The sequence below is a fragment of the Achromobacter pulmonis genome (genome assembly GCF_002885955.2).
GTDB classification, from domain to species: domain Bacteria; phylum Pseudomonadota; class Gammaproteobacteria; order Burkholderiales; family Burkholderiaceae_B; genus Achromobacter; species Achromobacter pulmonis_A.
Map to the genome: position 1 here is coordinate 722137 of NZ_POQS01000003.1, position 20448 is coordinate 742584.

At 63.5% G+C, this 20448-nt stretch carries 15 protein-coding genes and 7 pseudogenes; 16 read left to right on the forward strand and 6 right to left on the reverse strand.

The genetic code is table 11. From position 1 onward, the window contains the following. Positions 1 to 9: 9 nt before the first annotated feature. The 6 genes and pseudogenes from C1I89_RS14680 to C1I89_RS35245 all read left to right on the forward strand — a co-directional run. Positions 10 to 1164: pseudogene (locus C1I89_RS14680) on the forward strand (ParB family protein); the annotation flags it as partial. 2 nt (positions 1165 to 1166) lie between these two features. Continuing rightward, positions 1167 to 1496: pseudogene (locus C1I89_RS35880) on the forward strand (ParB family protein); the annotation flags it as partial. Positions 1497 to 1498: 2 nt separating this feature from the next. Then, a pseudogene (locus tag C1I89_RS14685) lies at positions 1499 to 1663 on the forward strand (DUF3158 family protein); the annotation flags it as partial. Between the two features lie 76 nt (positions 1664 to 1739). Beyond that, the gene (locus C1I89_RS14690; RefSeq protein WP_308810275.1) at positions 1740 to 2060 is read left to right on the forward strand and encodes a hypothetical protein; all 321 of its coding nucleotides are present in this window, start codon (positions 1740 to 1742) and stop codon (positions 2058 to 2060) included. A gap of 209 nt (positions 2061 to 2269) precedes the next feature. Continuing rightward, positions 2270 to 4864 (forward strand): annotated as a pseudogene (locus C1I89_RS14695) (amino acid adenylation domain-containing protein); the annotation flags it as partial. Positions 4865 to 4909: 45 nt separating this feature from the next. Beyond that, positions 4910 to 5236 (forward strand): phosphopantetheine-binding protein, encoded by a 327-nt coding sequence (locus tag C1I89_RS35245; RefSeq protein WP_258231452.1) that lies wholly within the window; start codon positions 4910 to 4912, stop codon positions 5234 to 5236. Between the two features lie 20 nt (positions 5237 to 5256). Here the strand turns inward: C1I89_RS35245 and C1I89_RS14705 are convergent, their stop codons facing one another. Next, entirely contained in the window at positions 5257 to 6048 is a 792-nt protein-coding gene (locus C1I89_RS14705) for an AraC family transcriptional regulator (RefSeq protein WP_041863143.1), read from the reverse strand. A 175-nt stretch (positions 6049 to 6223) separates the two neighbouring features. On the opposite strand from C1I89_RS14705, the gene C1I89_RS14710 reads away from it, so the two are divergent. The 9 genes and pseudogenes from C1I89_RS14710 (at position 6224) to C1I89_RS35250 (ending at position 17242) form a co-directional block, all read left to right on the forward strand. Then, positions 6224 to 8458: a TonB-dependent receptor gene (locus tag C1I89_RS14710; RefSeq protein ID WP_012251100.1), complete on the forward strand. Its 2235-nt coding sequence runs from the start codon at positions 6224 to 6226 to the stop codon at positions 8456 to 8458. Between the two features lie 14 nt (positions 8459 to 8472). Then, on the forward strand, positions 8473 to 9483 hold the full coding sequence (locus C1I89_RS14715; RefSeq protein WP_012251099.1) for an ABC transporter substrate-binding protein: 1011 nt from the start codon (positions 8473 to 8475) through the stop codon (positions 9481 to 9483). A 2-nt stretch (positions 9484 to 9485) separates the two neighbouring features. Continuing rightward, positions 9486 to 11489, forward strand: coding sequence for a Fe(3+)-hydroxamate ABC transporter permease FhuB (gene fhuB, locus C1I89_RS14720; RefSeq protein ID WP_012251098.1), 2004 nt, complete (start codon positions 9486 to 9488; stop codon positions 11487 to 11489). Continuing rightward, complete coding sequence (locus C1I89_RS14725) at positions 11486 to 13186, forward strand: cyclic peptide export ABC transporter (protein WP_012251097.1); 1701 nt, start codon at positions 11486 to 11488, stop codon at positions 13184 to 13186. Before fhuB ends, C1I89_RS14725 begins: the two co-directional genes overlap by 4 nt. A gap of 2 nt (positions 13187 to 13188) precedes the next feature. After that, positions 13189 to 13476 (forward strand): annotated as a pseudogene (locus tag C1I89_RS35745) (ATP-binding cassette domain-containing protein); the annotation flags it as partial. Then, positions 13392 to 13595 (forward strand): annotated as a pseudogene (locus C1I89_RS35750) (hypothetical protein); the annotation flags it as partial. The pseudogenes C1I89_RS35745 and C1I89_RS35750, both read left to right, overlap by 85 nt. 27 nt (positions 13596 to 13622) lie before the next feature. Then, positions 13623 to 15068, forward strand: coding sequence for a TolC family protein (locus C1I89_RS14735; RefSeq protein WP_102773466.1), 1446 nt, complete (start codon positions 13623 to 13625; stop codon positions 15066 to 15068). Next, complete coding sequence (locus tag C1I89_RS14740) at positions 15065 to 16720, forward strand: MFS transporter (protein WP_258231434.1); 1656 nt, start codon at positions 15065 to 15067, stop codon at positions 16718 to 16720. The genes C1I89_RS14735 and C1I89_RS14740 overlap by 4 nt, the downstream gene beginning before the upstream one ends. Before the next feature lie 33 nt (positions 16721 to 16753). Further along, the gene (locus C1I89_RS35250) at positions 16754 to 17242 is read left to right on the forward strand and encodes an HlyD family secretion protein (RefSeq protein ID WP_258231435.1); all 489 of its coding nucleotides are present in this window, start codon (positions 16754 to 16756) and stop codon (positions 17240 to 17242) included. Here C1I89_RS35250 and C1I89_RS35255 read toward each other — a convergent pair. Next, the gene (locus C1I89_RS35255) at positions 17221 to 17481 is read right to left on the reverse strand and encodes a hypothetical protein (RefSeq protein WP_258231436.1); all 261 of its coding nucleotides are present in this window, start codon (positions 17479 to 17481) and stop codon (positions 17221 to 17223) included. The genes C1I89_RS35250 and C1I89_RS35255 overlap by 22 nt on opposite strands. On the opposite strand from C1I89_RS35255, the gene C1I89_RS35260 reads away from it, so the two are divergent. Beyond that, on the forward strand, positions 17471 to 17788 hold the full coding sequence (locus C1I89_RS35260) for an HlyD family secretion protein (protein WP_258231437.1): 318 nt from the start codon (positions 17471 to 17473) through the stop codon (positions 17786 to 17788). The two genes, C1I89_RS35255 and C1I89_RS35260, sit on opposite strands and share 11 nt — an antisense overlap. Positions 17789 to 17885: 97 nt before the next feature. On the opposite strand, the gene C1I89_RS34510 is transcribed toward C1I89_RS35260, so the two are convergent. The 4 genes and pseudogenes from C1I89_RS34510 to C1I89_RS14760 all read right to left on the reverse strand — a co-directional run. After that, complete coding sequence (locus C1I89_RS34510) at positions 17886 to 18035, reverse strand: hypothetical protein (protein WP_181390954.1); 150 nt, start codon at positions 18033 to 18035, stop codon at positions 17886 to 17888. A 319-nt stretch (positions 18036 to 18354) separates the two neighbouring features. Beyond that, positions 18355 to 18738, reverse strand: a complete 384-nt coding sequence (locus C1I89_RS14750; protein WP_102773468.1) for a hypothetical protein — start codon at positions 18736 to 18738, stop codon at positions 18355 to 18357. A 2-nt stretch (positions 18739 to 18740) separates the two neighbouring features. Continuing rightward, positions 18741 to 19909, reverse strand: a protein-coding gene (locus C1I89_RS14755) for an IS3 family transposase (RefSeq protein ID WP_102770881.1) whose coding sequence is annotated in 2 segments (ribosomal slippage) — positions 18741 to 19645 and positions 19645 to 19909 — 1170 coding nt in all. Because the reading frame shifts where the segments join, the coding sequence is not laid out codon by codon here. 70 nt (positions 19910 to 19979) lie between these two features. Next, positions 19980 to 20420 (reverse strand): annotated as a pseudogene (locus C1I89_RS14760) (MarC family NAAT transporter); the annotation flags it as partial. Between the last annotated feature and the right edge of the window lie 28 nt (positions 20421 to 20448).

Sequence of the window (20448 nt, forward strand, 5' to 3'; positions counted from 1 at the left end):
GCCACGACCTTGAGCGACCCGATCGCCGACACACCGATGGTCGTGACACTGGATCAGTTGCGGCCCTACGACCACGACCCGCGCAAAAAGCGCAACTCGGCCTACGATGAAATCAAGGCTTCCATCCGCGAGCGTGGCCTGGATGCTGCGCCCGCCATCACACGCCGTCCTGGCGAGGCGCACTACATCATCCGCAACGGCGGCAACACCAGGCTGGCGATCCTGCGTGAACTCTGGGCGGAGACCAAGGACGAACGCTTTTTCCGCATATCGTGCCTGTTCCGGCCGTGGCCAGCGCGCGGAGAGATCGTCGCGCTGACCGGGCACCTCGCCGAGAACGAACTACGCGGCGGCCTCACGTTTATCGAGCGCGCCCTGGGCATCGAGAAAGCCCGCGAGTTCTATGAAGCGGAAAGCAACACCACCCTGAGCCAGTCCGAGCTGGCCCGCAGCCTGGCCGCCGACGGTTTCCCCGTGCAGCAGTCGCACATCAGCCGCATGGCCGATGCAGTGCGCTACCTGCTGCCCGCGATCCCGACCGTGCTCTATGGTGGCCTCGGTCGCCACCAGGTCGAGCGGCTATCGGTCATGCGCAAAGCCAGCGAGCGCACATGGGAGCACTATGCCAAGGGCCGCTCCCTGCCGCTGGACTTCGACAGCTTCTTTCTGGAAGTGCTGTCGCAGTTCGACGCCCAGGCCGACGAGTTCTCGCCGCAGCGTGTGCAGGACGAGTTCTCGCCGCAGCGTGTGCAGGACGAGTTGATCGGTCAGATGTCCGAGCTGCTGGGCATCGACTATGACGTGCTTGCCCTGGACCTGACCGAATCCGAGAGCCGCCACCGCGCCCTGGTCAGCGACCCCACCCCGCCATCGGCGCCGCCGGCATTGCCTGACCCTGGGGCCATCGCACGGCCGCCAATCGAACCGGCACCGTCCACCGCTACACCGGCACCTGCTGCCGGCCTCTCTGCCGCCGCGCCGACAAGGCCCCAGGACGACGGGGCCCCGCGCGAGGCATTCGCGGCCAGTCCTGCGGCAGCGGCTGGCGATCTGCTTGACGAGCACATCATCTCTCCGGCACCCACGACGGAGCGGCTCCAGTCCATCCAACGCATGGTCGCCGATCATCTGGGCGATGCGCTTCCGCCCGACTTCTCGGCCAACNTGGCCTCGGTCGCCACCAGGTCGAGCGGCTATCGGTCATGCGCAAAGCCAGCGAGCGCACATGGGAGCACTATGCCAAGGGCCGCTCCCTGCCGCTGGACTTCGACAGCTTCTTTCTGGAAGTGCTGTCGCAGTTCGACGCCCAGGCCGACGAGTTCTCGCCGCAGCGTGTGCAGGACGAGTTCTCGCCGCAGCGTGTGCAGGACGAGTTGATCGGTCAGATGTCCGAGCTGCTGGGCATCGACTATGACGTGCTTGCCCTGGACCTGACCGAATCCGAGAGCCGCCACCGCGCCCTGGTCAGCGACCCCACCCCGCCATCGGCGCCGCCGGNGCCGATCTGCACGCGATCGAGCTGCGGCGCATCACGCTGAACATGCAGATCAGCCTGCTGCACACCCTGGGCAGGCAAGCACAGGAATGCGCCAGCAAGGCCGCGCAGGCGGACGACACCTACCTGCGCCGGCTCAAGTCCACCCCACCCGCAATGCGCGATCGGCGATTGCGCCAGACATCCGAGCACGCACCCGTGTTCAGCGAGGCACGGGTATTTCAACCACCACGGAGATATCAACATGAGCACACAATTCATCGGCGAGGGCAACATCGGCTCGCCTCCCGAGTACCGCGAATTCCCCAACGGCAACGACGATCCTCGCCGGTTGCTCCGGCTGAACGTGTACTTCGACAACCCCGTTCCCACCAAAGGCGGCGAGTTCGAGGACCNNNACGTCACCCTCAGCCCGAAGCCACAGGAGGCAGAGCCGAAGCCCCCAGGCCACCCAGGAACCAGCGGCACCGAAGGAAACGAAGCGCAGGAAGTGACCGTACATGGAGGGCGGCTGCTGCAGTGCTTCGCCGCCCTCCATGCGCTGCGAACTATCCCCAGGGGATAGCTCCACCAACGTCCACCGACTTCCAGGCGATCCAGGAAATCGTGGCTATCGGCCCGCACACGTCTGGCCACGCGCCTTCCTCCGTACATGCCATTTCATCGGCGTGAAAGCGGTTGCCGCCGCATGCGGCTTGTTTGCTGCTGCCAGGGGCGGCGCTCGGCATCCTCGATCCCAGCAACTCATGAACTACGGGAATCGGATGGACGGACATGCGGCTGTTTCTTTGCGAGAAGCCCTCCCAGGGCAAAGACATCGGCCGGATTCTAGGAGCCACGCAGCGCGGTGAAGGCTGCCATCGGCGCCTGGCAGGCGAAACGGCTCAGCTGCCCACCGTCACGCCCTTCCATGCCTACGTGCAGTGGCAGGCTGGGCAGGACCGCCCGGCCGCCCAGGCCTATTGGCGGCGTGCATTGGTGGCGCTGCATGAGCCGCTGCTGCTAGCACGCGCGGTGCGGCCGCTGGACGGGACTGCGCCGGGACTGGGCCGACTTGAACGCAGCTTCACGTCGGAACTGACCGGGAAACTCGCGCGTTATGCTCAGACACAGCGCGTGACACTCAACACCGTGGTGCAAGGCGCGACCTTGCTTGCGCTCGCTAGCGTGGTGCGGCGCGGCCAACCGGTGCTCGGCGTGACCGTGGCTGGGCGCCACGCGCCGCTGCCTGGCATCCTCGATATGAAGGGGCTATTCATCAACACGGTGCCGCTGGCAATGGCGTTGCCCGCCATGAGCGAGACGGGTGATTGGCTGCGCGCGTTGCAGCAGGAGAATCTGCAGTTGCGTGACAATGCTTTCCTGCCATTGGTGGACATCCATGCGTGCAGTTCGGTGCCGCGCGGTCTGCCGCTGTTCGACGTGATTTTCGTGTTCGAGAATCATCCGGTGGGAGAATCATTGCAGCGCGACTTGGAGCACCTGGGAGTGAGCCGGGTACAGTCGCAGCACCGTAACGGCTATCCTCTCACCGTGATCGTGTGGCCTGAGGAGAGCATGCGCTTTCTCATCCTGCACGAAGGCAGCGCGCTGGATGCGGCTCAGGCAGGCGCCATCTTCGAGCGCATGCAGCGGGTTCTGGAGACATGGGTGGAGGGCGGTGGCCGGTTGCTGGGCGAGATAGCGTTCACGCAGCATGTGCCAGATGCTCGAGACTCCATGGTGGTCCCGGCTGCGATATCGGCCGTGGCGCTTCCGGCGAAGGATGCGCCTGCGCTGCCGCATGTCGATATCGTGAATTCGGACGCAGAGTTGGGGGGGCTGCATCGGGCGGTGGAGCATTGGGCCACGCGCACGCCACACGCCGTGGCTGTGGTATGTGAGGGTCAGGCACTGAGCTATGGCGAGCTCAACGCGCGTGCAAATCGGCTGGCGCGCCGGTTGGTGGCGGTCGGCGTGGGACCAGACCGTCTAGTGGGACTGGCGTTGGGGCGTTCGCACGACCTGATCGTCGCCATTCTGGCCACGCTCAAGGCCGGTGGCGCCTATCTGCCGCTAGATCCGGATTACCCGGCGCAGCGTCTGGCCTACCTGCTTCAGGATGCCCAACCCACGGTGATCTTGGCTCACGCCCACTACGCTGGCACACTGATCGGCTTGGCGCCTGAGCTGCCGTTACTGAAGTTGGATGTGCTGACAGGGGATGACACGCACGCCGAGAGTAGCGGTTGGGCCCGAGCGAGCGACCTGACTAACACCGAGATCGATACCGCGGCCAATCTAGACCTGTCGGTGCATCCAAGTCAGCTTGCTTATTGCATTTATACTTCTGGCTCCACCGGTCAGCCCAAGGGCGCTTTGTTGACCCACGCAAACGTGCAGCGGCTATTCAACGCTGCTCGGGTGCGCTTCGACTTCGGCGCGCAGGACGTATGGACGCTGTTCCACAGCTACGCCTTTGATTTCTCCGTATGGGAGATCTTTGGCGCGTTGGGCCACGGCGGCCGCCTCGTGATCGTACCGTTTCAGAACAGCCGCTCGCCGGAGGACTTGCTGGCGCTGCTGGAGCGCGAGCAAGTTACGGTGCTGAACCAGACGCCTTCGGCTTTTCGTCAATTGTTGGACGTGCCCGGCGTCTATGTGCGCCTGCGTGCAGTGCCGCTGCGCTACGTGATCTTCGGCGGTGAGACACTCGATCCGCGCAGCCTGGTGCGCTGGTTCGAGGAGATGGGCGAGAACGCACCAGCGTTGGTCAACATGTACGGCATTACCGAAACAACGGTGCACGTCACCCACCATCCTGTGTAGCCTGACGAGGTGCATGCCGCGTCCCGCCGTATCGGCGTGCCGCTGCCCGATCTGCATGCACACGTGCTCGACGCCAACCTGGAGCCGGTGCCGCCCGGTTTCGAGGGCGAACTGTACGTGGCCGGGCCGGGGCTGGCGCGAGGCTATCTGGGACGGCCTGGGCTTAGCGCCGAGCGCTTCGTACCCGATCCGCAGGGTGCGCAGGGCGCTCGCCTCTACCGCACCGGGGACCTTGTACGACAGGTATCGGGCGGCGGGCTGGAATACCTGGGACGCATAGACACTCAAGTCAAGCTGCGCGGTTTCCGCATCGAGATCGGCGAGGTCGAGGCCGCTCTGAAGCAGCTCGACGGCGTAGCCGACGCAGTGGCAGTGGTACAGGGCGAGGACGAAGCGCAGAGGCTGGTGGCCTACGTGGTCGCGGTCAGGCAGGGGGCCGCGCTGCAAGCTGGTCTTTTTGACGCCACCGCGCTGGATCACCTGCGTCAGGCGCTACGCCAGGTTGTGCCGGGCTACATGGTGCCGGCGCAGCTGGTGCCGTTGGCGCGCCTACCGCTCACTGAAAACGGCAAGCTTGATCGGCGTGCCTTGCCGGCAGTGGACCTGGTGTCACTGGACGACACGGACGAAGTCGGGCCTGCCGACGAGATCGAGCGTAAGCTTGCGGCGATCTGGTGCAGCGTGCTGGAGGTCGAGCGGGTGGGGGTGACGCGCAACTTCTTGGACGCGGGTGGCCATTCGCTGAGCGCGGTCAAGGTGGCGGCGCAGATCCGCCAGAAGCTAGACGTGGAGGTGCCGCTGACCATTGTGTTCGACCAGCCCACCATACGCCTGCTGGCGGACTGGATCAGGCAAGCACGCGCTGCGGATCCCGTCGACGCGCGCATGGACGACATGCTGGCCTTGCTGGAGGAGGTCAAGCCGCTCGGGTAGCCAACGAGGGCGGCGGCGGTTTAACTGCGCGTCTCACGCATGTAGCGCTGCGGCGTGGCGCCCAACGTACGCCGGAACATCGTGCTGAAGGCGTTAGCGGTGGCGTAGCCCATGTCTTGGGCCACGCTGCTGACCGACTGTCCCAGCGATAGCTGGCAGACCGCCTCTGAGAGGCGCAACTGCTGGCGCCACTGCACGAATGTCAGTCCGGTTTGCTCCTTGAATAGGCGGCTCAGGGTGCGCACACTGGTGCCGGCGCGCTCGCCGAGCAGCGCCATGGGGTCGTTGTTGGCCGGGGAGCGGATCAGGACTTCACATACTTTGAGCAGCCGCTTGTCGCGTGGCAGAGGAAGCTTGCCATGCACGATCACCTCGGCCTCCTGCAACTGGCGCAGCAGCAGCGGCACGATCATGGCCGCGTTGCTCTCGGGCGGGTAGACGGGCGGGTCCTGCAGCATCTTGAGGATGAGCTCGCGAAGCAGCGGCGTGACGCGAATCTGTCGGCACTCCGCCCAGAGCCAGGGTGCGGCGTCGGGCTCGATGCGCAGCCAGCGCATGGCCACCTGGCCAATCATGTGGAGTTCGTGGTCTACGCCGGGCGCGATCCACAGCGCCTGGCGCGGCGCCAGCGTCCAGCCGCCCTGCGAAGTCAGAACCCGCACCACGCCGCTGGTGGCGTGCACCAGTTGGCCTTGTTCGTGGCTGTGCCAGATCTCGCGGCTGCCGTGCTCGTAGTCGTGGCCGCCGGCCATCACCGGTCGCTCCTGTCGCCGGTAGCCTTTTGCAAAACGCTGTCGCCAGATGTTGTCCATTTTGAGTAGATATTGGAATTTCTACGCTAGACAGCCATATTGCGGCCGGAACGCGTAGAAATTTGGCCGCCTGAATGAATGGTTTGCGAGGTTAAATAATAATAATTCGCATTTCAGTCGGAGCAAGTCGCCCGATCCCTTAGTCTGCAGCGCCCTCACAGGAGTTCGCCCGAGCATGCACGCACCGCGTCATTACAGCTTTACGCTTCCGTCGGCTCTGACCGTCGCCCTGGTCGCTTGCTGGGGTAGCTACGCCCATGCTCAGAGCACCGGGCAGCAGCCCGCCAACACTGCATCCGAGCCGGAATCCGTCAACGCCATCGGTGCCAGCCAGGTCTCCGGCCCGGTGCGTACGCTGCCGGCAGTGACGGTCACCGGCGCGCCCGAATCGCTGCGCAGCGATCTGATGCCAGTATACGCCGGGGGGCAAGTGGCGCGCGGCGGTTCGCTCGGGCTGCTGGGCAACCGCGACGTGATGGATACACCATTCTCGCTCACCAGCTACACGGCGCAAGCTATGCAAGACCAGCAGGCGCGCAGTATCAACGATGTGGTCAAGAACGACGCTTCGGTGCGTACGATCTGGTCTGACAGCAGCTACGGTAGCCAATTTATGATCCGCGGTTTCCCGGTGCAAGGCCAGGACATGGCGGTCAACGGGCTCTACGGCATCATTCCTCCGCAGTTCAGCGGGGGCGTGGAGCTCTTCGAGCGGGTGGAAGTGCTGCGCGGCCCCACCGCGCTGCTCAATGGCATGGCGCCCACCGGCGCGGTGGGCGGCACGATCAACTTGGTGACCAAGCGCGCTACCGACACGCCCATTGCGCAGGTCACCGGCAGCTATGCTTCGGACAGCCAGTTCAGTGGTCACATCGACTTGGCTCGGCGCCTCGGCGAGCGCAACCAAGTTGGCATACGCTTCAACGGCCTCTACCGCGACGGCGACACTACCGTCGACAAACAGGGCCAGCGTCTGGCGCTGGCCGGGCTGGGCCTGGACTATCGTGGCGAGCGTGTGCGGCTTTCGGCCGACTTGGGTTACCAGAATCTCAAGAGTGACAACCCCGGCCGCCCGATCTACCTGGACAGTGGCAATTTCGACGTCCCGCGCGCGCCCAAGGGCAGCAGTAACCTGGGCCAATCCTGGTACAACGCCAAGTCCGAAGACACCTTCGGCATGGTGCGCGGCGAGGTCGACCTGACGCCTAATCTCACGGCCTACGCTGCGGCAGGCGGGCGCAAGAACCGCTTTCTGGGTCTCTACGACTTCATCTACCTGCAGAACGAGGACGGCGATTTCCGCGGCAGACAGTACTACCAGCCCACTTATGCTGACACCTGGACCGCGCAGGGCGGACTGACCGGCAAGCTCAAGACTGGGCCGCTGAACCACACGCTGGATCTGTCCTTCACCACGCTGGACATCGAATCGGGTGTGTTGGCTCAGGTTCCCGCCGACTATTCGGGCTCTAATCTCTACGACCCGATTTCAGTACCCAAACCCAGCCTGGACGCCTTCAGTAGCCATGCGCCCAAGACGGCTCACAGCAAGCTGAGCAGCGTGGCGCTGGCCGACACCATTACGATGCTGGACGAGCGGGTGCAGCTCACCGCCGGCGTGCGGCGCCAGAGCGTCAAGGTGGACAACTACAGCGCAGTCACAGGCGCCAAGACCACGTCCTACGACGAGCACGCCTACTCGCCTTCGGTGGCGCTGCTGGTCAAGCCGTGGCAGCACGTGTCCTTTTACGGCAACTACATCCAGGGTCTCAGTCAGGGGCCGAGCGCGCCCGCGGCGGCGACCAACGCCGGCACGGTGTTCGCTCCGATCAAGACGAAGCAGTACGAAATCGGCGCCAAGGCGGAGTTCGACGGCTTTGGCGCGACCATCGCCTACTTCCAGATCAAGCAGCCCAGCGGTTTCCTGGACGGCTCCAACACCTACGTCATGGATGGCGAGCAGCGCAACCGTGGCGTGGAGATCAACGCCTTTGGCGAAGTGGCGCGCGGTGTACGGCTGCTGGGCGGGGTGTCGTTCATCGACGGTGAGCTCGCCAAAACTCAAGGAGGTACCAACGACGGCAACAAGGCGATAGGCGTGCCCGATACCATGCTCAACCTGGGCGTTGAGTGGGACTTGCCCTACGTCAGCGGCCTGACGGTCTCGGCGCGTTATCTCTACACTGACTCGCAGTACGTCAATGCGGCTAATACGCAGGAGATCCCCAGTTGGAACCGAGTCGACGTCGGGCTGCGGTACAAGACGCGGCTGCTGGATCGCAATGTGACACTGCGCGCTAATGTCGAGAACCTGTTCAATAAAGACTACTGGGCCGGTGCGACCTCCAACTTCGGACTGGCGCGCGGAGTGTCGCGCACCTTCCTGCTCTCGGCTACGGTGGATTTCTGAAGCAGACGCAACACATGGCGCACACGTGCGCAACTGTCAGCCCCCGTCGTCCGGCGCCCGATTCGGGAGGCAGCGCGGCGGGGCTGGGCTGCGTGCCGGCGCTTGAGCGCCGACGCTTCTGTCTCGGGGGCGTGGCGTATCTAGCCTGGGCCGGCACGGTGCCCCTGGGCGCCCTGGCGCGGACGGATTCAGCACAGACGCTAGGCACGCGAGGTGCTCGCATCGCCTGCACCGACTGGGCCGCGGCCGAGAGTCTGGCGCTACTGGGCTGCATGCCCATCGCCGTGCCGGAGCTGGCGGTATATCGACTCTGGCTGCCCGAGCCCCCCTTGCCGGCGAACGTGGCCGATCTGGGCTCGCGCAGCGAACCCAATCTGGAGCTATTGGCCGCACTTGCACCTGAGCGCATCGTGGTCTCCAGCTGGCAGGCCGGTCTGCTGGGACAGTTCGGCCGCATCGCGCCAACCGAGGTGGCTCACATCTTCGACGGCTGCGCCGATCCCTACCTGCGTATACGCGAGCTGCTGCTGCAGATGGGCACTGCAACTGGCTTGGAGGCGCAGGCGCAGATGCGGCTTCGTGAGTTTGACACCGAAATTGAGTGCCTGCGCGCGCAGCTCGCTGCCGGCGCCGATGCCGCTCGGTCGGTGTACATGGCCGTGTTGCACGAGAACGGCGCCCAGGCCTTCGTCTACGGCCAGGGCAGTTGGGTGAACCGCGTGCTGGGCCAGCTCGGACTACGCAATGCCTGGAGCGCACGCACCACCTTCTATGGCAACAGTCTGGTGGGCATTGCGGCGCTGGCAGCGGAGCCTGAAGCAGTTATCTTGTATCTGGATCAGGGGGCACGCACGCGCCGCGCCGAGGCGCTGCTGCGCGACAGCACGCTCTGGCGTAGTCTGCCGGCGGTAGCGAGCGGGCGTGCGCACGCCATCGCATCCTTCTATGCGCTGGGCGGCCTGGCCTCGGCGCAGCGCTGCGCCCGGCTTGTGGTCGGGGCGCTGACCGAGCGGGGGCACGGTTGACCATGCGAGCCCTTTTGTCCGGGCCTGCGGCCGCTTTGCCCCCCGTGCGCTGGCTGGTGTTGGCCGTGCTGGCGGCGCTGGCGGTCGGCCTCACGCTGCGCAGCCTGGCCGCACTCGCGCCCCTGGGCGAATGGGGCGCCATCGCCGCGGGACGCCAGGGTGGGGTGCAGGCGCTGATCCTGGCGCACGTGGCGCTGCCGCGCGTGACCATGAGCATCGTGATGGGCGCAGCCCTGGGCCTGGCGGGGCTGCTGTTGCAGCAGGCGCTGCGCAATCCGCTGGCTGACCCGGCCACGCTGGGGGTGTCCTCGGGCGCCTACCTGGCCATGGCCGGCGCCGCGCTGTATGCGCCGGCCCTGCTGGACTGGAGCCCGGAGGCGGTGGCGCTGGGCGGCGGCGTGTTGGCTTGCCTGCTGGTGATGGCCGTGGCGCGTGGTTCGCAGTTCTCGACCATCAGCGTGATCCTAGCGGGGCTGATCGTTTCGCTATTCTGCGGCGCCGCCGCCGCCGCGCTCACGCTGATGAATCACGAATATCTGAGCGGGCTTTTCATCTGGCAGACCGGCTCGTTGGCGCAGAACGGCTGGTACCGGGTGGGGCGTGCGCTGCCTCAACTCGCATTGCTGGCCGTGGTGGCCTGGCTGCTGCGCCGGCCGCTAGCCCTGCTGGCGTTGGAGGATGCGCACGCTGCTTCGCTCGGCCTGCACGTCTCGCGCGTGCGCGCCGCCGCCATCGCCGTCGGCGTGGCCATCAGCGCGGTGAGCGTGGCTGCGGTGGGCGTGATCGGCTTCATCGGGCTGATGGCGCCCAACCTCGCCCGCATGCTGGGAGCGCGCACGCTGCGCCAGGGCATGGCGGTAGCTCCGGTGGTTGGCGCGCTGCTGCTCTGGCTTACCGACCAGGGCGTGCAGTTAATGGAGCGTTCGGCCGGTTCCATGCCCACCGGCAGTGCCTGCGCGCTGGTGGGTGCGCCGCTGCTGCTTTGGCTGCTGCTGCGCCAGCGCGGCGCTCTGGGAGGGCGCCCGGCGGCGGCGGACAGCGTGGCGCTGCAGCGGCGCCTCGCGGCTGGACCGATCCTAGCACTGTGCGCGCTGGCGTGCGTCACCTCTGTGTTGGCGGGGCTGCTGCTGGGGCGTGGTGCTAGCGGCTGGGCCGGTGTCGACGAGATCGCCTGGGTTGGCATATGGGACTGGCGCGCACCGCGAGTGGCTGCCGCCGCTGTGGCCGGCGCCATGCTGGCGTTAGCTGGCACGCTGCTGCAGCGGCTCACCGGCAACCCGCTGGCGAGCCCCGAAGTGCTGGGCGTCTCGGCCGGCGCCTCGCTGGGCGTTATTGCCCTGCTGTTGCTTACCGCCGACCTGGGTGCGCAGGGCATGCTGGCGGCTTCCTGCGTCGGCGCCATGGCGACGCTGGCGGCGGTGGTGGCGCTCAACTGGCGCTTCGGCTTCGCGCCTGAGCGGCTTCTGCTGGTGGGCGCGGCGCTCTCTACGCTGTTCAGTGCCTGCGCGGCCTTTCTGCTTACCAGCGGCGATCCCCGTGCCGCGGCACTGTTGACTTGGATGTCGGGCTCGACCTACCGCGTTACCAGCGCCAGCATTGCGCCCGGCCTGCTGCTGCTAGTACTTGGCTACGGTAGCGCGCTGGCTGGCCAGCGCTGGCTCGACATCCTGCCGCTGGGGCGCGCCGGCGCTGTGGCGCTGGGCGTGAACGTTACACTGGCGCGCCTGTACTTCCTGGCGATCATCGCGGTCGTGACGGCAAGTGCGACCATCCTGGTGGGCCCGCTGACCTTCGTCGGACTACTGGCACCGCACATCGTGCGCGGGCTGGGCCTGACGCGGCCACTGCCGCTGCTGGCCGGCGCCGTGCTCGGCGGCGCGACTATCATGGTGGCTGCCGACTGGCTCGGCCGCACCGTGATTTTTCCCTGGCAGATTCCGGCCGGACTCATCGCCATGCTGGCGGGCGGCCCGGTCTTCCTATGGCTCTTGTGGAGAAACAAATGAATCCACCCATGCCCGCGGCGCGCGCTGCGCACGACGCCTCGCTCCTGGGCGAGATCATGCGGCTGCTCAGGCCATTCTGGAAGGTCGCCCTGCTGGCGACCACCATGGGGGCCCTGAGTGGCCTGTCCACGGCGTGGCTGCTGGCCACGGTCAATCGCGCGTTGCATTCGCCTGAAGGCGCTACCCTGACGCTGCTACTGCTTTTTGCCGGCCTGTGCGCCGTGACTATCGCCGGAGAGATCGCCTCCGATCTTGGCAACAGCCTGGTCGGACAGAACGTGGTAGCTAAGCTGCGCAAGGATCTGTCGGATAAGATCCTCTCAGCGCCCATTGCGGAGATCGAGCGCTTCCGCGTGCACCGCATCACCACCACGTTAAACCAGGATATTGACACCATCAGCACCTTCACCTTCGGTTTTTCGGGTTTGGCGATCGCGGTGGCCATCACGGTGGGCTGCTTTGCTTATCTGGCCGTGCTCTCGCCGCTGCTGAGCCTGATCGCGCTGGGCGCTATCGCCTTCGGCAGCTGGGTGCACGCGGCGGCGCGTCAGCGCGGGCGCAAGGGTTTCGAGGCGGCGCGCGACGTGCAGGACGAGCTGCAGCGCCAGTACCGAGCCATCACCGAGGGTGCCAAGGAGCTGCGCATCGACCGCGGTCGGCGCCGCCATATCCGCGATGCTCAGCTCAAGGTCACCATAGAGCGCATCCGCGACCTGCGCATACGCGCCATGCGGGTGTTCATGTCGGCCAACGCATTCGGCTCGGCGCTGTTCTTCATCGTCATCGGCATGGTGCTGGCGCTGCAGGGGCAACTGGCCACGGCTACGCCGGTACTCTCGGGCTTTGTCATCGTACTGCTGTACGTAAAGGGGCCGCTTACCCAGCTGATCTCGTCGCTGCCGCTGCTAGGTCAGACGCAGGTGGCCATACGCCGCGTGGCCGAGCTCTCCCTGCGCTTCTCCAATCCCGAGGCCGATATGTTTCCGGCTACTGCTGCGCCGGTACCGGCACGGGTGCCCGGCGCTATCGAGCTCAAGGGTGTGCGCTATGCCTATCCCACAGACCAGGGCGCCAGCATGTTCACGCTGGGCCCTATTGACCTGCGCATCGAGGAAAACGAGATGCTGTTTCTGGTGGGCGAGAACGGTAGCGGCAAGACCACGTTGATCAAGCTGCTCCTGGGACTCTATGAGCCCCAGGAGGGCATGATTCTGCTCGACGGTGCGCCGGTAGTGGCTCAGAACCGCGACGACTATCGCCAACTCTTTAGCACCGTGTTCGCCGACTACTATCTGTTCGACACTATGGTGGTGGGGCAGCAGGCGGCAGCCGAAGCGGCCGGCTACCTCGAGCGGCTCGAGCTCAGTCACAAGGTCTCGCTGGCCGAGGGAAAGTTCTCTACTACCGATCTGTCCACCGGACAGCGCAAACGCCTAGCCCTGGTGCATGCTTATCTCGAAAAGCGTCCTGTGGTGGTGTTCGACGAATGGGCGGCAGACCAGGATCCCGCCTTCCGGCGTGTGTTCTATACCGAGATACTGCCAGATCTCAAGCGCGAAGGCCGCACGCTGATCGTGATTTCGCACGACGACCGCTACTTTCACGTAGCCGACCGCGTGGTGCACATGTCTAACGGCCAGATCGTCAGCACCGAGACCCATAGGCATCCGGTCGCGCTGGCGACAACGGGATCGTGAGCATGCCGACCGATGCGCTGCTGGCCGTGGAGAACGTGGCCTTCGAAATTGAGGGCCGCACCATCCTGCATCCGCTGAGGATGGCGGTGGGTGCGGGCCGCATGGTGGGGGTGATCGGGCACAACGGCTCGGGCAAGTCCACGCTGGGTAAGATCCTGGCGCGGCAGGTGCGGCCATCAGCCGGCTCGCTCCAGGTGCTGGGCCAGTGCGCCGAAGCCATCGGCGCGCGCGGGTTCGCCCGCTTGGTGGCCTATCTGCCGCAGCAGATTCCGCCCGCGGTGGGTATGACGGTGCGCGAACTGGTGGCAATGGGGCGCTATCCCTGGTTGGGCGCGTTCAAGTCTCCGATAAGCTACGCGCGCACCTACTTTCCCAAGGCATCGATGGCATTCCTGCGAATAACACCGCCGTGTTCAACGTGCTTCAGGACCACGGCATGCTGCAGCCAACATCGGACGATAAGGCGATCTGGCGTGCGACCGTGACCAGTTTCAGCGGCTGGTCCCACTCGTTCACGCTGCTGCGCATCGCTCTTGCGCTGATCTGGGAATCTGGCGAACGGCCAGCGCCGTTTTCTGGCGCGGTGGTGGTTGACACGGCCCCCGCGCACAAAGAGGTCGATGGGGCGGCCGCCGGTTCTCCGGAGTGCGCGGTTCACAGTTTGGAAGGCGAAGAGGCTCCACCATGGGAAGGAGGTAGCTCCGCATCGGTTCCTCCATCCAAGGCCCAGGTGGCGCCCGAAGGCCCAAACGACTTTTGGCAGCTGGGTTTCCAGGCCAATTGGGACATCGACCTGTGGGGACGGGTCCGGCGAGCGCGTGAAGCCGCTGCCGCGAACCTGCAGGCAAGTGTCTACGATCATCAAGCTGTCCGCATCGCGGTGGCTGCTGAGGTCGCCCGTGTATATCTGCAATTGCGTGAAGCGCAGGCGCAACTCGACATCGCGGAGCAGAACAAGAAAATTGCCGAGCGCGCCCTGGAGATTGCCGGCACTCGTGAGCGCAACGGCGTAGGCACCATGTTTGACACGTCTTCCGCGCGGGCGCAGCTGGCTACCGTGAAAGCCCTGATTCCCGAGCAGATGCAGCGCCGTAATGCGTTGATGAATGGGCTGGCCTTGCTCATTGGCCAGCCGCCACGCACGCTCGACAAGCGGCTGCAGGATGTCTTGCCAGTACCGCCATTGCCTGCCCGTATATCGGTCGGCCTACCTTCCGCACTAGCGCGAAATCGGCCAGACATACTGCGGGTCGAGGCCCGTCTTCATGCCGCGACGGCCAGTATTGGCCTCGCCAAGGCGGACTTTTATCCCCGCATCGACCTGAGGGGTCGCGGCGGATTCGAAGCCTTTGAGAGCGGCGACCTGAGCAGTTGGGCGTCACGATTCTTCTCTATCGGCCCGACCGTGTATCTCCCGATTTTCCAAGGTGGGCGGCTTGAGCAGCGCCTGGCGCTTACCGAGGCCCAGCAGAAAACAGCGGCCTTGGAGTACCGCAGCACAGTGTTGCAAGCGTGGCATGAAGTGGACAATGCGCTGGACGCATTGACCGGACAACACCACCAGTATGCCGCTCTGCTGGAGGCTTACGAGCAGAACCGCACGGCTTTGCACGCGGCGCAGAGCAGCTATCGCCATGGCGCGGCGGATTATTTATCGGTGCTGACGGCTCAGCGCAGCGTCCTGAGCAGTCAGACCCAGCTCAACCGCAACACAACCGCCGCTGCGCTTTCATTGGTGAATCTCTATAAAGCCCTGGGGGGCGGATGGGAACCGGACGATCTGAACCTTTTCATCACCTCGGATGCCATGGCGTCGACGGGCCTCGATCGCGACACGATTTCCGCTCGCACTCACAAGAAGATGACGGAAACGACACGATGAGTGCGATGCCTCCTGAGCGTACCAGTGCCGAGCCTTCGGGCCCGACACGGGCCGATGAAACAGCACCGAGCCTGACCGAGCGGCACACTTCACAGCCTCCGCCGTCACTGCCCGCATCAATGCCGACTCCCGTAGCGGGGCCGCAGCAAGGCCCCATCCTGACGCCGAGCATCGTCGTTGCGCTGACGGGCATCCTAATCTCCGCCATGGCCGCCTTGCTCAATAACCGCGTGGGTGCACTTGCCCTGGCGGATATTCGTGGTGGATATGGCTTCGGCTTTGATGCAGCATCGTGGATCACGACCGCTTTCTCTGCCGGGGAACTGATTGCCATGCCGTTTTCGTCATGGTTTGTCATGACCTTGTCCATGCGTCGCTTTCACCTATGGATGGTAACGGCGTGTGCGCTGATCGCCGCGGTGTTGCCGTTCGTGCAGGATTTGGGGCTGCTGATCTTTCTACGTTTTTTGCAGGGCTTGACGTGCGGGGCGCTGATTCCCATTCTGCTCACCGCGGGGCTGAAGCTGATGCCGGCATCGGTCCGTTTGTACGGAATGTCGCTGTACGCCCTGACGGCCACCTTCGCGCCGAACATCGCGATCTGGCTGTCCGGCTTGTGGACCGACCAGGTCGTGGATATTCGACTGGTGTACTGGCAGATCATTCCCCTATGTCTGATTTCGGGCCTGATGGTGGGATTTTCTCTGCCACGTGAACCGATTACCAAGGGAAAGCCAGGCAACTGGCTTGGTTTGATCTTCGGGGTTCCGGCCCTTGGCCTGATCGTGATCGGGCTCGACCAGGGGGTGCGTCTGGACTGGTTCAATTCCCCGCTCATCGTGGCTACGCTGATAACCGGCATCAGCCTCCTGATCGTCTATTTCCTGACAGAGTGGTATCACCCCGCACCGTTCATCAAGCTGCAGATCCTTGGCCGGCGTAATCTTGCAATATGTCCACTGCTCTTTGCCTGCATTCTGGTTGTGCTGGCATCCTCAGTGGCATTGCCCTCTCAATTTGTGGGTGCGGTCCAGGATTTCCGTCCGATGCAGACGGCTCCCATCGCATTGATCATCGCACTACCCCAGCCAGTCCTTGGCTTGATCGTCGCGGCGCTTCTCTATCAGCAATGGATGGATGCCCGAAAGCTGTTTGCCGCGGGGCTCGCCCTGATTGCGCTCGCCAGTTTTCTCGGGGCGCAGTTTACGGCGCAATGGAACGATGAACAGTTCCTTCTTGCCCAAGTGCTGCAGGCGATCGGGCAACCAATGACAATCGTCTCGATGTTGTTCCTGGTCACCAGCGCCGTGGCCCCCCATGAAGGCCCCTACATCTCCGGTGTCATGAATTCGATGCGGGCATTCGGAGCGCTCCTCAGTTCAGCATTTGTGGGGCAGTTTCTCGCGCTGCGCGGCCGTTTTCACTCCGACACGCTATTGACCCATGCGGGCCTGGCAAGCGACGCCGTTCCGGGTACGGCACAGGCGACAGGGCTGGGCAATGTCATCAGTCAGCAGTCGCTCGTCCTTTCGGTCGCCGATGCCTATCGGGTGCTTGGCATGCTGGCGCTCCTGCTCATCCCATTCGTGCTGATGCTGAGATATTACCCGCCTCCGGGCTCGGCTCCGGCTGTACGCGCTCCATCCGCCTGAACCTCGCCACATGGAAATACTGGACTTTTAACCATGGCCATTCCGAAATCCACCAAAATCGCAAGCGCTGTCTTGCTGACCGTTGCTGTGATCGCCAGCATCTATTGCCTGAACCGTCCGGAATCGAGCGGTTCGACGCAATCGACCGACTTCGCTTACGTTCAGGCCGACATTACACAGGTCGCTTCCCGCGTATCCGGCACGATCACCTCCGTCCTGGTCAAGGATAATCAGCCCGTGAAAGCCGGAGACCTGCTGCTCACCCTGGACGACCGCGACTTTATCGTTGCGAAGCAGGCGGCGCAGGCTGACGTGGCCAGTGCGCAGGCTCACATCCAGGATATTCACGCCCAATTGGCGCTGCAAGAGGCCGTGATTCAACAGGCGCAAGCATCTGTGGCGGCCAGCGAGGCGGCGATCAAGCTCGCGACAGCGAACAACACCCGCTATCGCAACCTGGCAAAGGATGGGTCGGGCACCGTTCAGGCGCAGCAGGAGGCTCAGACCCAGAGTTGTACGTAGAACAGGCGAACTTGCACAAGAACGAAGCCGCCCTGGCAGCCTCGCAAAAACGAGTGGGGGTGCTGCAGGCTAATCTTGACCAGGCACAGGCTACGCTGGGCCGCGCTCAGGCAGAACTCAACGCGGCGGAACTGCAACTTTCCTATACACAGGTCGCCGCACCGATAGATGGTGTGATCGGCAAGAAAACCGTGCGAGTCGGCGCCTTCGTGGGTACCGGGGAATTCCTTGTTGGCCATCGTGCCCCTCAAGGATGTCTATATCACGGCGAACTATCGAGAAACTCAGTTGGCACATGTACGGTCTGGACAAGCGGTGACAATCGAGGTGGACGCCTTGCCGGGGGCAATATTGAAAGGCAAAGTGCACAGCCTCGGACCGGCCAGCGGTGTGACGTACTCAGCAGTCGCGCCGCACAATGCGACCGGAAATTTCACCAAGATCGTGCAGCGGCTGCCCGTGCGTATTGAACTGGAAAAGGATCAAACAGATGCGAAAAATTTGCGGGTAGGCATGTCAGTCACTCCGAAAATTCATGTTGAATGAGCCGGTCCCGCACCCATCTGCACGCAGCTCTGCCTATAGCTGACTGGGCTGTTGCAGTGGCCCAGGATGCATGAGCCTTACGGGATCAGCGTGAGTGCTACTTCGTTATGAACTTGTGCAGCATCCGTTGCTGCAGCGACTGGCACTCAGCCGCGCGCATGCGGCGGTACCAGATCGCCTTGTCCTTCTTCTCGCTTCGGGCCTGGGCGATGCCGAAGATAGGGGGCTTGCGTCTGCTGCAGCTCATCACATGCTCCTTGCGAGCTGCAAGGCCATCCATGATAGCGCTGCATGCGCTGGCCGATGCGCGGCAGGTCTTCGGCGCTCAATTCCAAGTGCGCGGCGATGAAGAACAACGTGTATAGACTGACGCGGCGCGGTGCCGGTTGAGTTGGTGCTACGTGAGGTCTTGGATAGCGAATCGCCGGTATTTCTGCGCATAGGACGGTCCCACGCGGCGTGCAACAGTCATGACTCGTTCGACCTCCTCCTCACTTGGCGCGTAAGCCATGACAGCCACATGGCCCTGCTTGGCAAGAGCTTCGTGCTGACGCACGAAGCTCCGCTCAGTACCCGCCCGAGGGGAAAAAACCATCCTTGTCGCCAATGGAGGCCCTGACGTTGTCAAGAATAGTTTTTGCATCTACGTAGATCACATCCTCATCAGAGTAGCCGCCGGTCTTCAAGTTTTCTACGACTTGGCGCCCGCCTGCCTCGGTCGGAAACATCAACACCACCCAGTCGCGAGGGTAGAAGACGCCTGCGAATGTGAGCGTAGGTTGCTCCAAAGAGAATCTAGGTGCAGTCATGATGCCATACTCCTGAAAATTAAGGATACCGCGCGCAATTCCTTGCAGTTGACTTGTAATCTGCAGGTAGATTTTAGCTCTTTTTGAGGCCATGTTATGGGGCTGCAGCTGGCCTGACCCCATAGGGTGGTCCGGTTTCAATCTTAGTTCATGATCGGCCTTGGGGCTATTGCCTGGGCAGATGACGGTGCTGCTCCGCTTGCTGGCGCAGGCCAGATGATGGCCTCGGGTGCCGGTGGCTTGTATCCAAGCGACGAGTGTGGCCTCTCGGTGTTGTAGTACCGCCGCCAGGCTTCGATGATGATCTTGGCCTCGGCGAGGCTGTAGAAGATCTCACCGTCGAGCAGTTCGTCGCGGAGCTTCGAGTTGAAGCTCTCGCAGTAGCCGTTCTCCCAAGGGCTTCCAGGTTCGATGAACGCTGTCTTTGCGCCGACGGCTACGATCCACTCCCGTACAGCCTTGGCGATGAACTCCGGGCCGTTGTCGGAACGGACATGGCCGGGCACACCACGCAGGATGAACAGGTCCGACAGGGCGTCGATGACGTCGGTCGAGTTGAGCTTGCGATCGATGCGGATTGCAAGGCATTCCCTGGTGAACTCGTCGATGATGTTGAGCATGCGGAATCTCCTGCCATCGTGGGTCCGACCCTCGACGAAGTCATAGGACCAGACATGGTTTGGATGCTCGGGTCGAAGCCGGATGCACGATCCGTCATTCAACCAGAGCCGCCCCTTCTTCGGTTGCTTCTGGGGAACCTTCAGCCCCTCCCGCCGCCAGATCCGTTCGACACGCTTGGCGTTCACCGTCCAGCCTTCAGACCGCAGCATCGCCGTGATCCTGCGATAGCCATAACGGCCATAGCGGGAAGCGAGCCGGATGATGTCGGAGGTCAACGCCTCTTCATCGGGCCGGCCTTGCGGCTTTTTGCGCTGGGTCGAACGATGCTGGCCGAGAACCTTGCAGGCAAACCGCTCCGAGACGGAGAACTTCGCCATGACACGATCGACGCAACGGCGACGGCGAGCGGGGCTCAGAAGTTTCCCGAAGCAGCCTCTTTCAGGATCAGCTTCTCGAGTGTCAGGTCCGAGACCGCCTTGCGCAGCCGGTCATTCTCTTTCTCGAGCTCCTTCAGCCGCTTCACCTGGTCACCCTTCAGGCCACCGAACTCCTTGCGCCACCGGTAATACGTAAACTGCGTCACGCCGATCAAACGGACCGCTTCTCCGACAGAACGACCTTGCGACAACAGAACATCGACTTGGCGCAGCTTCGCCACGATCTCTTCGGGTTTGTGCTTCTTCTGGGGCATTCCAACGTCCTCCTACGGCTCAATAGCCTACTTCAGGGAGGACCACTTTTCAGGGGGCAGACCAGTCGACCGATGTGGCGCTGACGATCATGGCGATGGTCCCGGGCCCCGCAGGTCCGGGCAAGGCAAGTGGCACAAACGCGATGTTAGGCACTTTTTGGTGCCCGGCATCGCTTAAAGCGAGTTCTGCCTCGGGGATTTCCTGTAATGCATTCGCCGGGAAAAGCATGGTGAATCCGATAACCGCCACGATCAGCCCCCCAGCAATACGCAGACCGGGAATAGAGATGCCGAACGTCTGCATGATGAAGTTGCCACCGTAGTAGGTGACCAACATGATGGCCACCACATAGAATGCGGCCATGGTGATCTGACGTTCGCGTTCTTTGTAGGGAATCTGATGTCCCAATGACAGGAGCAGGGTCATCGAAGTCAGGGAATTGGCCAGAGGCAGCATCAATACCAGCCCAACGCCCACCAGTTTGAAAAGCTCGGTCAGTTGATTAATCATCGAGTCTTCCTTTATCCAATGTGGTCCA